The 13,773-nt window shown below is 70.4% G+C and carries 11 protein-coding genes and 1 tRNA gene; 6 read left to right on the top strand and 6 right to left on the bottom strand.

From position 1 onward, the window contains the following. Window positions 1-106 precede the first annotated feature (106 nt). Window positions 107-1,846, bottom strand: coding sequence for a tRNA uridine(34) 5-carboxymethylaminomethyl modification radical SAM/GNAT enzyme Elp3 (locus FJ091_00060; GenBank protein MBM4381735.1), 1,740 nt, complete (start codon window positions 1,844-1,846; stop codon window positions 107-109). On the opposite strand from FJ091_00060, the gene FJ091_00055 reads away from it, so the two are divergent. Then, window positions 1,845-2,558, top strand: a complete 714-nt coding sequence (locus FJ091_00055; protein ID MBM4381734.1) for a class I SAM-dependent methyltransferase — start codon at window positions 1,845-1,847, stop codon at window positions 2,556-2,558. The two genes, FJ091_00060 and FJ091_00055, sit on opposite strands and share 2 nt — an antisense overlap. After that, entirely contained in the window at window positions 2,555-3,292 is a 738-nt protein-coding gene (locus tag FJ091_00050; protein MBM4381733.1) for a hypothetical protein, read from the top strand. Before FJ091_00055 ends, FJ091_00050 begins: the two co-directional genes overlap by 4 nt. A 38-nt stretch (window positions 3,293-3,330) precedes the next feature. On the opposite strand, the gene FJ091_00045 is transcribed toward FJ091_00050, so the two are convergent. Next, a complete protein-coding gene (locus tag FJ091_00045; protein MBM4381732.1) occupies window positions 3,331-4,227 on the bottom strand; it encodes a DMT family transporter in 897 nt (298 codons plus the stop codon). Between the two features lie 86 nt (window positions 4,228-4,313). Here FJ091_00045 and FJ091_00040 point away from each other — a divergent pair, with 86 nt between their 5' ends. Together FJ091_00040 and FJ091_00035 are read left to right on the top strand one after the other, a co-directional pair. Beyond that, window positions 4,314-5,120, top strand: coding sequence for a thioesterase family protein (locus FJ091_00040; GenBank protein MBM4381731.1), 807 nt, complete (start codon window positions 4,314-4,316; stop codon window positions 5,118-5,120). A gap of 84 nt (window positions 5,121-5,204) precedes the next feature. Beyond that, the gene (locus tag FJ091_00035) at window positions 5,205-8,060 is read left to right on the top strand and encodes a protein kinase (protein MBM4381730.1); all 2,856 of its coding nucleotides are present in this window, start codon (window positions 5,205-5,207) and stop codon (window positions 8,058-8,060) included. A 3-nt stretch (window positions 8,061-8,063) separates the two neighbouring features. On the opposite strand, the gene trpS is transcribed toward FJ091_00035, so the two are convergent. Continuing rightward, entirely contained in the window at window positions 8,064-9,035 is a 972-nt protein-coding gene (gene trpS / locus FJ091_00030; protein ID MBM4381729.1) for a tryptophan--tRNA ligase, read from the bottom strand. Between the two features lie 93 nt (window positions 9,036-9,128). Between trpS and FJ091_00025 the strand changes: the two genes are divergently transcribed. Then, window positions 9,129-10,010: a zinc metallopeptidase gene (locus FJ091_00025; protein MBM4381728.1), complete on the top strand. Its 882-nt coding sequence runs from the start codon at window positions 9,129-9,131 to the stop codon at window positions 10,008-10,010. A gap of 11 nt (window positions 10,011-10,021) precedes the next feature. On the opposite strand, the gene FJ091_00020 is transcribed toward FJ091_00025, so the two are convergent. Continuing rightward, complete coding sequence (locus FJ091_00020) at window positions 10,022-10,360, bottom strand: phosphotyrosine protein phosphatase (GenBank protein MBM4381727.1); 339 nt, start codon at window positions 10,358-10,360, stop codon at window positions 10,022-10,024. Next, a complete protein-coding gene (locus FJ091_00015; protein MBM4381726.1) occupies window positions 10,357-11,313 on the bottom strand; it encodes an aminotransferase class IV in 957 nt (318 codons plus the stop codon). Before FJ091_00015 ends, FJ091_00020 begins: the two co-directional genes overlap by 4 nt. A 341-nt stretch (window positions 11,314-11,654) precedes the next feature. Here FJ091_00015 and FJ091_00010 point away from each other — a divergent pair. Next, window positions 11,655-11,727: transfer RNA gene (locus FJ091_00010), tRNA-Thr, on the top strand. A gap of 82 nt (window positions 11,728-11,809) precedes the next feature. Here the strand turns inward: FJ091_00010 and FJ091_00005 are convergent. Continuing rightward, complete coding sequence (locus tag FJ091_00005; GenBank protein MBM4381725.1) at window positions 11,810-12,451, bottom strand: hypothetical protein; 642 nt, start codon at window positions 12,449-12,451, stop codon at window positions 11,810-11,812. Window positions 12,452-13,773 lie beyond the last annotated feature (1,322 nt).

Genomic DNA, 13,773 nt, shown 5'->3' with positions numbered 1-13,773 from the left:
GGCTCGAAGTGCGTCTTGTGGAGGTGGGGTCGGGAAGGCGCGCCGTCGAGGCGCGCTTTCCCGACTTTCTGAGTCGAGACGGAGCGGCGTCGAAGACTCGCCGCTCTCAGAGCGCGAGGTGTTGGTAGAGGTCGCCGTCTGTGAAGTGTTGGCGGCGGTACCAGTCGCGCGTGCCCACGGCGGAGATGACCGAGAGGCGCGCGAAGCCCGTGTCGCGAGCGATTGCCGCCGCGCGCTTCACGAGTTTTGCGCCGAGGCCGGCGTGCTGCGCTTTGTTCGCGGCTCGCTCGTTGAAGCCGGCGGCGGCGCCGTAGACGTGAACCTCGCGGAGCAGCGCGGCTCCGTGCAGCTCGGCGATCGGCGCGTGTTGCGTCGAACCAGCCCTTGGGTGTGACACGCGCGCGAAGGCGGCGATGCGGTCGTCGGTCGTTGTGAGCTCGAGGAAGATCTCGTCGCCGATGCTCGTCGCGTAGCGGGTCTCGCGCAGCGTGAGCGGCGCGTCGTCGCGGGCGGTGTTGCGGACTTCGCGCGCGCGGATCTCTTGCAGCGCCGTGCCGCGCTCGCGCAGCAGCGCCTCGGCGGCTTCGCGCAGGTTCGTCTCCTTGCTCCCGGTCACGATGTCTTGCGAGGGAATGTCGCGAATGACGCGTGTCGCGCGGCACCAGCGCGGAATCGCGGCGAGGCAGTCGGCGACGAGCGGCAGCAGCTCTTCGCGCGTGTATGCGCGCCACTCGCCGCGGGCGTGGTGGTGAACGAGCTCGGCGGTCTCGACGAGGCTGCACGGGTAGAGCTTCAGCTCGTCGGGGCGGATCGCGGGGTCGTCGAAGAGGCGCGCGAAGTCGGCGCGGTCGCTCGCCGGAGTTGCACCCAACAGATTCGCCATCCAGTGCGCGTGGACCTTGAAGCCGGCGCCGCGCAGCAGCGCGATCGCCTCGCGCGTCGCGGCGATGTCGTGGCCGCGCTGGTTCGCCGCGAGCACGGCGTCGTCGAGCGACTGGATGCCGAGCTGCACCTTCGTCGCACCGAGGCGGCGTAGGCGCAGCACTTCGTCGCGCGTGACGTGGTCGGGCCGCGTCTCGAGCGCGAGGCCGACGCAGCGCGCGCCGGCGCGCTCGTTCGCACGCTGCGCGGCCGCGAGCGCGGACCATTCGCCGCGCTCGCTCGCGGGCACGAGCTCGCCGTCGCCTGCGCGCAGATGCGCGGCAACCGTCGCGTCGTAGCCGCGCGAGCCGAGCGCCAAGCTCGCGAAGTCCGGCGCGAACGCTGCGATCTCGTCGCGGCGGTCGACGCCTGCGCCGAAATCGTTCAGCGCGTCGAACAGGCGCGTCGCGAACCACACCTGATAACTCTCGGGATAGAACGACCACGTTCCGCCGAGCACGATCAGCTCGACCTTGGCCGTGGAGTGGCCCATCGCGCGAAACGCGGCGAGGCGATTCCAGGCTTGCAGATAGGGATCGAAGCGATTCGCCTGCGCGCGCTGACAGCCGGGCTCGTTCGCGAGGTAGCTCTTGGGCATGCGCACGTCGCTCGGGCAGAACACGCAGCGGCCGGGGCACGGAAACGGCTTCGTCAGCACCGCGACCGGCGCGACGCCGGAGAGCGTCCGCGTCGGCGTCGTGCGCAGCTTCTCCGCGAACGCGCTCTCCGCGAGCGGCCACTCGCTCGCGCTCGCGCGAAACGCCGCGAGCACCTCGCGCTTCGTGTAGAAGCCGCGCCCGTCCTTGGGGTGGCGGCGCAGGATGCGATCGAGCGCGCGCGCGCCGAGCGACTCGGCGGCGATCGCCTCCGCGATGATCGCGCGCAGCTTCTCGTCCGATGTGGCTTGTATGCTGCGCGCGCTCATGACTCCCGAGACCGCGCGGGCTCTGGCCCGCATCAACGAGGAATTCTACCGGCGCCACGCCCGACTCTTCGCGTCGAAGCGCGACCGCCCGTGGCCGGGGATGCGGCGCGTGCTCGACGCGGTGCCGGCGCCGCGCGCGATCCTCGACGTGGGCTGTGGGCACGGGCGCTTCGCGCAGCTGCTGCGCGAGCGCGGCGCGCGAGCGAGTTATCAGGGCGTCGACGCGAGCGCGGAGCTGATCGCGCTCGCGCGCACTCGCAACGACCTGATCGAGGGCGCGCAGTTCGCGCGCATGGACGTGATCGAGGCGCCTCACGACATTCCGCGCGGCCCGTTCGACCTGATCGGCATGTTCGGCGTGATCCACCACGTGCCCGGCGAGGCGGCGCGCGCGGCGCTCGTGCGCGCGCTCGCGGAGCGGCTCGCGCCGGGCGGCACGCTCAGCGTCGCGTTCTGGCGCACGACCGGCGACGAGAGCGCCGCACGGCGCGTCCCGTGGTCGCGCGCGGGGATCGACGAGCGCGAGCTCGAGCCGGGCGATCGCCTGTTGCGCTTCGACACGGACGACTCCGTGTTCCGCTTCTCGCACTTCGCTGACGACGCCGAGCTCGCGCGGCTGGAGCACGCAGCGGGCCTGCCGCTCGCCGAGCGCTTCGATTCCGACGGCGCCGGCGGCATCTCGAACGCGTACTTGTCGTGGCGCCGCGCGTGAGCGAGCCCGCTCGCAGGCAGGTCGCGGGCGCGGCGGAGCTCGCCGCTGCGCTCGATGCGGGCGAGCCCGTGCGCCTCGTTCTGCACGCCGCCACGCCGCAGCTGCCCGAAACGCGCGCGGTGCTCGAGCGCGTGCGCGCCGCGGGCATCGCGCTGCGCGAGACGAGCGCGCAGTCGCTCTGGCGCCTCGGCAAGTGCTCGCCCGCACCCGAGGTGATGGCCGTGATCGGGCCCGACCCGAACGCGCGGCCCGCCGAGGCGCTCGCGGGCGGCGGTGTGGCGTGGCTGCTCGTCGGCGTCGCATACCCCGGCAACACCGGCTTCGCGATTCGCCTCGCCGAAGTCTCGGGCGCCGCGTGCGCATTCGTCGACTCGGGCTTCGCGCACGAAGGCAAGCGCGAGGCGCTGCGCGCCTCGATGCGCGCGGATCGCTTCTTCCCCGTGCACTGGCTGCCCGCGCTCGAGGTCGTCGCGCTCGCGAAGGCTGCGGGCCGCCGCGTGCTCGCGATCGAAGACGTCGGCACGCACGCACCGTGGGAGGAAGACCTGACCGGGCGCTTGCTCTTGGTCGTCGGCGGTGAGCGCGATGGCATTCCGAGCGAGGTGGTCGCCGCTTGCGATGGCGCGCTGCGCATCCCGATGCGCGGCTTCATCCCCTCCTACAACCTGCAAGCCGCAATGGCGATGGTGGCCGGCGAACGTCTGCGCCAGCTCGGCGCAAGCGATCGACCGTGAGCGGACATCAGCGCACGGGAACGCACACGACGCGAGCGTCAGACGCCGAGGCCGCGATTCTGCTCCAGGGAGGGCGGTTCGCTCTCTCCCACGATCACCCCCGCGACCAACAAGAGCCCGCCCGCCCATTGCCAGATTGTTATGGACTCGGCGCCGACGGCGACCGAGAGCAGCGCGGCGAACAGCGACTCGAGCGAGAAGATCAGCCCTGCGCGGGTCGCCGTGGTGTGCCGCTGCGCCCACGTCTGTGCGAGGAAGCCGAGCGCGCTGCACGCGAGCCCGAGGTACGCGATCGCTCCGAGCGAGCGCGCGCTCAGCTGGGGCGAGGCGCCTTCGAGCGCGAAGGCGAGCGGCGCAGCGGCGAGCGCGACCGTCGCCATTTGTGCGAGCGAGAGCGCACGCGCCGAGATGCCGAGGCCATAGCGCTCGATCGCGATCAGGTGCGCGGCGAAGGCGAGGGCCGACAGCAGCGTGAGCCAGTCGCCGGCGTTCACGCCGGCCCCGCGCGGATCCGTGAGCAGAAACAACCCCGCGAGCGCACCGGCGATCGACGCGAGCGTTCGCGCACCGAGGCGCCGCCCGAACAGCACGCGGCTGAGCAGCGGAACCATGCCGACGTAGGTCGCGGTGATGAAGCCCGAGCGCGCGGGCGTCGTCGTCGTGAGGCCCGCGGTCTGGAGTGCGAAGCCCGCGAAGAGCAAGCCACCGATTGCGGCTGCCGTGCGCAGGTTCGAGCGCCCGCGCACGTCCGCCCCGAGCGCGAACGCGGCGCGCCCGAACACGAGCGCGAGTGCGGCGGCTGCGAGCGCGAAGCGCAGCGCGATCAGCGTGAACGGCCCGAGCGTCGCGAGCGTGTCCTTCACGACCAGGAACGAGCCGCCCCAGCTCAGCGTGACGCCGAGCAGCGCCAGCTCCGCGCGCGTTCTCGCCGTCACGTGCCCTCCCGAACGCGCGCAGCATAAGTGCGCGCCGGCGCGCGCGACTCGAAATCACGCCGCGTGCGCCTACTCTGCGCGGCCCCATGAGCCACGAGCCCTCACGCTTCGATCGCGACACCGCTTGCACGCTCGTGGCGCCCGGCGTCTACGACGCGCGCGTCGACCGCGGCTGGTGGGTCGCGCGCGGGCCGAACGGCGGCTACGTCGCGGCGCTGCTCGTGCGCGCGATGGAGCAGGCCGTCGCCGATCCCGCGCGCCAGCTGCGCTCCGTCACGATCCATTATGTCCGCCCGCCCCGGGAGGGCGCCGCGCGAGTCGAGACGCGCGTCGAGCGCGTGGGCGGCTCGCTCACCACGCTGAGCGCGCGGCTCCTGCAGGGCGACTCGCTGCAGGCGCTCGCGCTCGCGGCGTTCTCGAAGCCGCGCACGACGCCTGAGATGCGTCACGCGGCGATGCCCGAGGTGGCACCGCCCGAGGCGCTCGAGCCGCGGCGCGATCCCAAGGTCACGATTCACGAGCGCTACGAGCAGCGCTGGGCGATCGGCCCGCGCTACTTCGAAGGCGCGCGCGGGCGCGAGGCCCTAACAGGTGGCTGGATTCGCCTCGCCGAGGGCCAGCGCCCGATCGACGGAACGCTGCTCGCCGCGCTGGCGGACGCGTGGCCGCCGGCGGTGTTCGCATCGACCGAGCTGCCAATGGCGCTCGGCGGCGTGCCCACCGTGGACCTCACGGTGCACATCCGCGCCGCGCTGCCGCTGCCCGCCGACTTCGTGCTCGCGATGTTCCGCACGCGCGAGGTCAGCGGCGGGTTCCTCGAAGAAGACGGCGAGCTCTGGAGTCGCGACGGGCGCCTGCTCGCTCACTCGCGGCAGCTGGGCGTGGTGCTCTAGCAGCGCTCTGCTGCCGATCCGCTGCGCGGGAGCTGCGGCGAAGTGCGCCTCAATTGCCGCGCGCGCCTGGCCGATGCGGCGTGGATGCTGACGGCCTGCGAGCTCCGTCGTTTCGCCGCGCGATTGCTGATCGCGTGCGCGCTGCTGTGCGCAGCGAGTGCGGCGCTCGCACAACAAGTCCCGACGCCCGACGAGCTCGCGCGCCTCGAAGCTGCGCTCGCGGCGAATCCGCAGGACGACGCGGCGCGCGTCGCGTACGGCGAGGCGCTGCTCGCGGCGGGCGATGCGCTCGGCTCGCTGCGCGTGCTGAATCCCGATCGTGTACCGGGGCCCGACTGGGTGCGCGAGCTGCGCGCATCCGCGCGCTTGTATCGCAAGCGGGGCCAGCTCTTCGCAGCGCGCAAAGCGCTGCGCGACGCGGTCGACCTGATGCCGAACGACCGCGCGCTCTACGCAGAGCTCTCGGAGGCGATCGCGGCGGAGCGCGCCACCGGGAAGCCCACGCCTCCGAGTCCCACGCCAGAGCCGGCCCAGGCTGCGAGTGAGAGCGCGGCGAGCGCGAGCGAAGCGCTGCCCGCCCCGCTCTCTCCGACCGACGAGACGCGCGAAGCCGAACGCACGCGCGCTGCGCGCGCAGCGGCGCCGCCTGCGCCGAAGGCCGCGCCGCAGCCGCCCGCTCTCACGCTGAACCACGCGCTCGCTGGCGCCGCGCTGATCGTTCTCGCTGCGGGCGCGCTCTTGTTACGGCGCGTGCTGCGCGGCAATGGCGATCTTGCCGTCGCGATCGAGCTGCCCGAAGGCGCGCGCGCCACGCTCTCGGTGCGCCTCGCGCGCGAGCGCGAGCGGCAGCGCCCGCCGCCGCGCGCGGACGCGCAGCTCGCAGCGCGCGCCTCGAGCCGCTTCGAGCACAACATGGTCGCGCGCGAGACGCACTTCCGCGGCATCCCGGCCGGCAGTTATTGGGTGACGGTCGAAGGCGTGGTCGAGAGCGGCGCCTCCAAAGAAGGCGTGCGCGACGACCTCGAGGTCGTGGTCGAGAAGGGCCGCGCAGCGCGTGCGGAGTTCGACCTGCGCCCCGAGGCGAGCCCCGTCGACGTGCGCGTCGTACGCGGCGGCACGCTCGTTGCGAACGCGCGCATCGCGCTTAGCGGCGACCCGACTTCGCTGAAGCGCGCGCGCGAGGGCGCACTGCGCCTCTCATTGCCGATCGGCGCCCACACGATCCTGATCGGCGCCGAGGACCGCGCCGCCGAGCGCAACCTGAAGATCGAGCGCATCGCGCCGCTCGCGATCGAGGTCGACCTCGACGACGCCGCGGGTCTCACCTTCCACGGCTGCGAAGCCGCGGTCGAGCCGTTCCTGCGCGGCGACCTCTCGGTCGCGGCTGCGGCGCTCGAAAAGGTCGGACAGCGCGAGCGCGCGGCCGTGCTTGCGGGCCGCTTCTACCAGAGCCGCCGCTCGGTCGGGAAATCCGCCGAGCGCTTCGAAGCTGCGGGGCGCTGGCTCGAAGCGGCGGAGCTGCGCGCCGAAGCGGGCGAGCTCACGAAGGCCGCCGCGCTGTTCGAGCGCGCGGGCGATCTCGCGCGCGCCGCCGAGATGTACAACGCCAGCGGCGACCTCGCGCGCGCAGGCGGGGCCTACGAGCAGGCGGGCGACTACGAGGCGGCGAGCGTTTGTTATCGCGAGGCGGGCGACGAGGCGAAGCTGCTCGACGCGCTCGAGAAGAAAGGCGACTTCTTCGAGGCCGGCGAGATCGCGCAGAAGCGCGGCGAGGCGACCCGTGCGATTCGCAACCTCCAGCAGATCGACAGCCGCAACGCGAACTATCTGACGGCATGCCGCAAGCTCGCCGCCATCTACAGCGAGCAGGGCAAGCACGAGCTCGCGATGCAAAAGGCCGAGGAGGCCGTGACGTTCTCGCGCCCCGAAGAGGCCGACGCCGAGACGTACGTGTGGTACGGCAACCTGCTCGCCCGGGCGGGCCGCATCGAGCGCGCGATCGAAGTGCTGATGGAGCTCCAGCAGCGCGCGCCGGAGCATCCGGGCCTGACGACCCGGATCGAGGAGCTGCGCAAGGAGCTGTCGAGCGCGCGGCGCGAAGGCTCGGCGGCGACGCAGACCTACCGCAGCGCGTTCGGCGAGACCTCGCGCTACGAGCTGCGCGAAGAGATCGGCGCAGGCGGCATGGGCATCGTGCTGCGCGCGCACGACCGCCGCCTCGGCCGCGACGTCGCGCTGAAACGTCTCCCCGACAACTTGAAGGATCACCCCAAGGCGGTGGACCTGTTCTTGCGCGAGGCGCGGGCTGCGGCGGCGCTCAATCATCCGAACATCGTCACGCTGCACGATGTCGACGAAGAAGCGGGCATCTACTTCATCACGATGGAGCTGATGGTCGGCCGCACGCTCGCGCAGGTGGTGAAGCAGCACGGCCGACTCGCCGCGCGCGACGCGGCGCGCATCGCCATGCAGGTCGCGGCGGGCCTCGGCTACGCGCACAACCAGCGCATCGTGCACCGCGACATCAAGACCTCGAACCTCTTCCTCACCGAAGACCGCATCGTGAAGATCATGGACTTCGGCCTCGCGAAGATGCTCGAAGAAGTGCGCCGCTCGACGACGGTGATCGGCGGCACGCCTTACTACATGGCGCCCGAGCAAGCCGCGGGCGACCAAGTCGACGGCCGCGCCGACATCTACGCGTTCGGCGTCACGCTCTTCGAGCTCGTGACGGGCCGCCGCCCGTTCGAGACCGGCGACGTCACCTATCACCACAGGCACACACCCGCGCCCGATCCGCGCAGCCTCGGCGTCGAGGTGCCCGAGGCGATGGCGAACTTGATCCTGCAGATGATGGCCAAGTCGCCGAGCGACCGGCCCGGAACGGCGGAGCAAGTCGCGCAGCGCCTGCGCGCGATCGCGGGCGCGGCGAAGAAGTAGCGGCTACTTCGGGCGCCCCACGCCCGCGGCTTCGCGCGCCGCTTCGAACACCGGCGCCGCAAGCACGCGCGCGCGCTTCACGCCGTCGGCCAGCACGTCCTCGACGAGGCCCTTCTGCTGCGCCAGCTCGAGGCGGTGCTCGCGCATCGGCGCGAAGTACGCGAGCGCGCGGTCGGCGAGATCCTTCTTCACCTCGCCGTAGCCCATGCCGCCCGCCGCCGCGCGCGCGAACAGCGCCGCGCGCTCCTCCTTCGTCGCGAACAGCGACCACAGCTGGAACAGCGTCTGCGCGGTGTTCTTCGGCGCCTCCACGGGCGACGAGTCCGTAACGATTCCCATGATCGCCTTCCGCAGCTGCTTCTCCGGCCAGAACATGCAGAGCGCGTTGTCGTACGACTTCGACATCTTGCGCCCGTCGACGCCCGGCACGACCGCGACTTCCTCGACGATCATCGGGTCCGGCAGCTTGAACACCTCGCGCCCGTAGCTGTTGTTGAACTTCGTCGCGATGTCGCGCGCCATCTCGATGTGCTGTTTCTGGTCCTGGCCGACCGGCACGAGATCGGAGTTGAACTGCAGGATGTCGGCCGCTTGCAGCACCGGGTAGGCGAAGAGCCCGTGATCCGACGCGAGGCCCTGCGCGGTCTTGTCCTTGTAGGACGTGGCGCGCTCGAGCAGGCCCATCGGCGTGACGGTCGTGAGCAGCCAGGTGAGCTCGCACGTCTCGGGCATGTCCGACTGCCGGTAGAAGACGGCGCGCTTCGGATCGAGGCCGCACGCGAGGTAATCGAGCACCAAGTCGTTCACGTTGCTGCGGCGCGCCGCGGCGTCGCGCAGCGACGTCATCGAGTGGTAGTCCGCGACGAAGTAGATGCTCTCGCCGCGATCTTGCAGCGCGACGTGCTGGCGAATCGCGCCGAAGTAGTTGCCGAAGTGCGGCGTGCCGGAGGGCTGGATCCCGCTGAGAACTCGCATGGCGCGGCAGCATCGCCGCAGCGTCCGAGCGTCGCAATGCGAGCACGCGTGCGCGCCGCGATGAAATACGGTGTTCGGTGGGAGGGCACGGACATGAAGTGGACCCGAGGCCAGCGCAGCGAGAACCTCGAAGACCGGCGCGGGCAAAGGGCAGGACTCGGGGGCGGAAGGCTGCCGCTGCCGGGCGGACGCGGCGGACGCATGGGCCTCGGCGGCATCGTGCTGCTGCTCGCGATCGCGTACTTCACCGGCCAGAACCCGCTCACGCTGCTCGGCGCGATGGACTCGGGCGGCGGGCAGCTGCCGCTGGATCCGAGCGCCGAGGTCGCGATGGCTCCCGTGCAGGAGAGCGCGGCAGAGGCCGAGCGCGCCGACTTCATGTCGTTCGTGCTCGACGACTCGCAGGCCGCCTGGCAGCGGCTGCTCCCTAACTACCGCGACGCGAGACTCGTGCTGTTCCGCGATGCCGTGCACTCTGGCTGCGGCGGCGCACAGGCCGCGATGGGTCCGTTCTATTGCCCCGCCGACGAGCGCGTCTACATCGACCTCGGCTTCTTCGACGAGCTCTCGCGCCGCTTCGGGGCGCCCGGTGACTTCGCGCAGGCTTACGTGCTCGCGCACGAGATCGGGCACCACGTGCAGAACGTGACGGGCACCGAGCGCAAGGTGCGCCAGCTCCAGCGCGCGAACCCCGAGCACGAGAACGCGCTCAGCGTGCGCCTCGAGCTACAGGCCGACTGTTACGCCGGCGTGTGGGCGCACTCGACCGCGCGGCGCGACATCCTCGAGCGCGGCGACCTGCAAGAAGGGCTCGGCGCTGCGGCGGCGGTCGGCGACGACCGCATCCAGGAGATGTCCGGCAGCGCAGTGCGGCCCGAGGCGTTCACGCACGGCTCTGCGGAGCAGCGCATGGAGTGGTTCCAGCGCGGCTACCAGAGCGGCGACCCGAACGCTTGCGACACGTTCCAGAGCTGAGCGGCGCGAGCTCAGGCCAGACCGAGCAGCGGCGGCACACTCTCCCGTAACAACTCCACGAGCTCGGGCTCCATCGGCGCGTAGTCGTCGGCGATCTCGAGCACGTGGACGCGCTTGCCGCGCAGCTCGTCGCGGAAGCGCCCCTCGAGTGCGCGCTGCTGCGAGCGCTCCATCACACAGATCGCGCTCGCACACGCGATGTCGCTCGCGGAGACCACGCGCGCCGCGCTGGCGTGCACGCCGACCGCACGCACCTGCATGCGCGGATCGCGCGCGAAGATGCGCGCCGCAGTGAAGCTGCGGGAGCGAGCGCGTCCGCACACGAACAGCACGCGCAGGCGCGCGCTCACTCCGCGACGAGCTCGAGCCAGTGCGCGAAGGCGGGATCCGTGCCCGATGCGGCGCGCGCGAAGCGCTCGCGGAGTGCGCGCGTCACGGGGCCGGGGCACTCGCGCCCGACCGCGCGCCCATCGGCGCTCTCCACCGGCCACACGCCCGCGCTCGTGCCGGTGAGAAACGCCTCGGAGGCCGTCGCGAGCGCCGCGGCCGGGATCGGCTCGAGACTCGTCTTCACGCCCTCGGCGCGCGCGAGCTCGAGGACCGAGCGGCGCGTCACGCCCAACAACACGTCGGTGTCGGGCGCCGTGCGCAGCACGCCCGCGGCGTCGACCAGGAAGAAGTTCGCGGTGGGCGTCTCCGTGAGCTCGCCGCGCTCGTTCAGCAGCACGATCTCGTCGTAGCCAGCCTTGCGCGCGCGCCACTTCGCGATCATCGCCGCGGTGTAGTTGCCCGCGACCTTCGCGTGGGGATGCAGCATGTCCGCACGGCGCTGGCGAATCTCCTTCTCCACCCACAGCCGCACCGCCTTCGGCGGGCGCGCGGGCGGATTCGCTTTCCGTAACAACACGTCGGCCCATGGGTCGTAGGCGAGCGCCGCCACGCTCACCCGCTCGTCCGCGGGCACCACGTCCACCTCTTCCGAGGCGAGATACCCGTTCAGCTTCACCACCTTCGCACCGGGGTTCGCGCGCACCGCCGCCTTGCACGCCTCGCGCAGCTCCGCCGCGCCTAGCGCGAGCGGCAAGCCCACGAGCCGAGCGCTCGTCACGAAGCGCTCGACGTGGTCCGTGAGCCGGAAGATCGCCGCGCCGCGCGGCGTCTCGTGCACGCTCATGTAGTCGAAGATCAGCGAGCCGCGCGCGAGCGACTGCGCGAGCACGTGCACGCGCGCCGCCTCCCAAGGCACGAGCGCGCCGTCGAGCCAGATCGTGCGCGCAGGAGAAGACGCCGCGATGGAGGACATGGCGGCGCAACGTAGCGGCGAGCGCGGGAGCAGTTCGGGGCGGCACCGAGAGCCTGCTTGCGCGTTGATCCGCGGTCCGAGTCCCTCGGCAGGCGGCGCGACCCCGCCGAGGCGCGGACTTGCAGACCTGCGTTCCGGGTCGGGGCGGGGAGGCGGGGGCCGACCCTGCATCTCGCGGGTACCGGCTGCGCGTTGGGACGCGCAGCGACCCCGCTCACTCCCGCGGCGCCGCGGCGATCCGCTCAGGTTCGCCGCTTGCCCGCCGAAACGGGCCACGCGCCCTCGCTGCCGCGGAACCCAGCGGCTACGGTGCGCGGCCTTCGCGGTCTCCGCGACCTCAAGCCGATGTAGCTCAGCTGGTAGAGCAGCTGATTCGTAATCAGCAGGTCGCCGGTTCGAATCCGGCCATCGGCTCCGGCGATTTCAGGCACTTAGCCGCGTCGCGGAGACAGCGTTCTGGGAGCGGGGAAGCGGCGGGGAAGCAGGACCGCGCACGTCAACGCTGGTCGACCTTCTCAAGGGCATCCCCCAGTCTGCCCATTCGGGATCGAAGCATCGCATCGCACCGATCTAGACATGCGCGCCGCAGTTCGGGCCTTCCATCCGCTTCCGCATAAAGCCTCAGAAGAAGGTCTGGGACGAAGTGCGCGTCGCCGGAGATGGACGTTCTCAGATCCCTCGACTCGGCGGCGAGATCCTGGGTGAACACGTCGCACACAGCGAGCACCGAGTCCGCAAACGGGGCCAGAGGGCCCTTGTGCTCCCTGAGTGCCCAAAGCAGTGGCGACGGGTCATCTCGGAAGGCACGAGAGTGCACGCCAGCGTTGAAGGCGACCGCCGCTTCCCGCATCTCGAGTAGTCCCTCAAGGCGAAACACCCCGAGTGCCGTCCGACGAACTTCCTTTGAGCCGTCGTTCAATGCGACTCGGAGGATCTCAAGGCACTCGTCGAAGTACTTGGGATCGTTGGCAGAACCCGATGCGACCTCCGCAGCCCCGTTTCGACGCTCTTCGGAGGACCAGGGTGAGGAAACTCCCGAGTGGTACAGCGCCAAGAGGTCCACAGCGGCAAAGACTCGGCCGGGGTGTTTCCACTCCCGTGCGGTCGCGATCGTCTGACGCCTATCGCCGAAGGACACCACGCACGAGGCGAACCACGCCTGCGCTCGAGCCACCACTCCTCGGAGCGAGCCCGACGTGAACCAGTCTGTTGGGCCAGGGCGAGAAAACGCGTTGGGGCTTCTCGGATGGAGGAGTACCTCCGCCACAGCTCTCCTCGTTCCTGCTCGGCACAAGCCAGAGACTTCGGATTGCACCATTCGTCGCGCCAATGAAGCCGCGTGTGGGAGCCGGTTGAAGACGGCGAAGCGCATGAAGAGCTCCGCCGCGCGAACACAAAGCACTGATGGCACTGTGTTCGAAACCGCCCTTCGGAACAGATCCATCGCGAGCGCACGATCAATGTTCAGCACGGCCCGGCATGCACCAATCGCGGCACATCGAACGACTGGGGATGGGTCGTCCACCAGAGACCGAAGCGCTGACTCCAACTCGGGGAAGCGTCTGGGGTCTTGGAAGAGGACAGACTCAATCGCCCGCGCGGCGACACCGCGCACGCAATTGATCGCGCCATTCTCAAGCGTGCGCGCCGAAGGGTTGTCAATCGTCTCGCCAGATTCGTGAATCGGGAGGATTCGAGGATCTGGATCCGAATGTTCGCGAGCACATCGGCTCAGCTTGCTCAGAGCCGAGTCTGACCATCTGTTCTCAGGGAACTTCGCGATCAGCCAGCAGAACCGACGGGCCGCCTCGGCGTCATCGATCACTTCGAATCGACCCAGAACCTCTTCGACAAGATCGGCTGGCGCCGGTTCCCAGTTGGTCGGTGCGTCGGTGCCCTCAGGTCGAGATTCTTGTTCAAAGCCCGCAAGAATGGAGCCCAGAATTCTCGAGGGTGTTCCGGGCGGAAGCTGGAGCATCAGCCGGCCGAATCGTGCGGGCTCTCGCTTTGCGGCCTCGTCCAATGCGATCGCGATGTCGTGGAATCGCACGGGCTCATCGAAGGCACTTCCGCTCCCGCGGCGGTTCCCAATCGAACGATTCGCGTCGCGTGTGATTAGGCGAAGCCACGCCTTGTCCGACATCTTCGGCAGCGCGGATCGTGGGAACCGGGGCGGTACCCATCCCCCGGAGTCCCCGTTTCCGCTGATGACGCACGTTCTCGGCGAGCCGAACTTCCTTGTCAGCTCCGACTTCCGCGCCAGTGAGGCGGGCGTAAGCCGATGCTCCGGAAGCGCTGTAAGCACCATGAACGAAGCTCTGCCAACTCGATTGTGACCTGCTGGCCGATTCTCGGACCGACTGATTCTTGAGAGAGAATGGCTTCCGACGGAAAGGAAGCCCCCATGAAGAAGAGTCGGTTTACGGAAGAGCAGATGGTGAAGATTCTGCGCGAGGCGGA

The organism is Deltaproteobacteria bacterium (assembly GCA_016875395.1).
Classification (GTDB): Bacteria; Myxococcota_A; UBA9160; order UBA9160; family UBA6930; genus VGRF01.
This window is presented reverse-complemented; position numbering and strand designations above follow the sequence as displayed.

Coding starts and splice junctions, on each gene's coding strand:
- FJ091_00015 (MBM4381726.1), bottom strand. CDS start 11,313: ATGTCCTCCATCGCGGCGTCTTCTCCTGCGCGCACGATCTGGCTCGAC.
- FJ091_00025 (MBM4381728.1), top strand. CDS start 9,129: ATGAAGTGGACCCGAGGCCAGCGCAGCGAGAACCTCGAAGACCGGCGC.
- FJ091_00060 (MBM4381735.1), bottom strand. CDS start 1,846: ATGAGCGCGCGCAGCATACAAGCCACATCGGACGAGAAGCTGCGCGCG.
- trpS (MBM4381729.1), bottom strand. CDS start 9,035: ATGCGAGTTCTCAGCGGGATCCAGCCCTCCGGCACGCCGCACTTCGGC.
- FJ091_00040 (MBM4381731.1), top strand. CDS start 4,314: ATGAGCCACGAGCCCTCACGCTTCGATCGCGACACCGCTTGCACGCTC.
- FJ091_00035 (MBM4381730.1), top strand. CDS start 5,205: ATGCTGACGGCCTGCGAGCTCCGTCGTTTCGCCGCGCGATTGCTGATC.
- FJ091_00055 (MBM4381734.1), top strand. CDS start 1,845: ATGACTCCCGAGACCGCGCGGGCTCTGGCCCGCATCAACGAGGAATTC.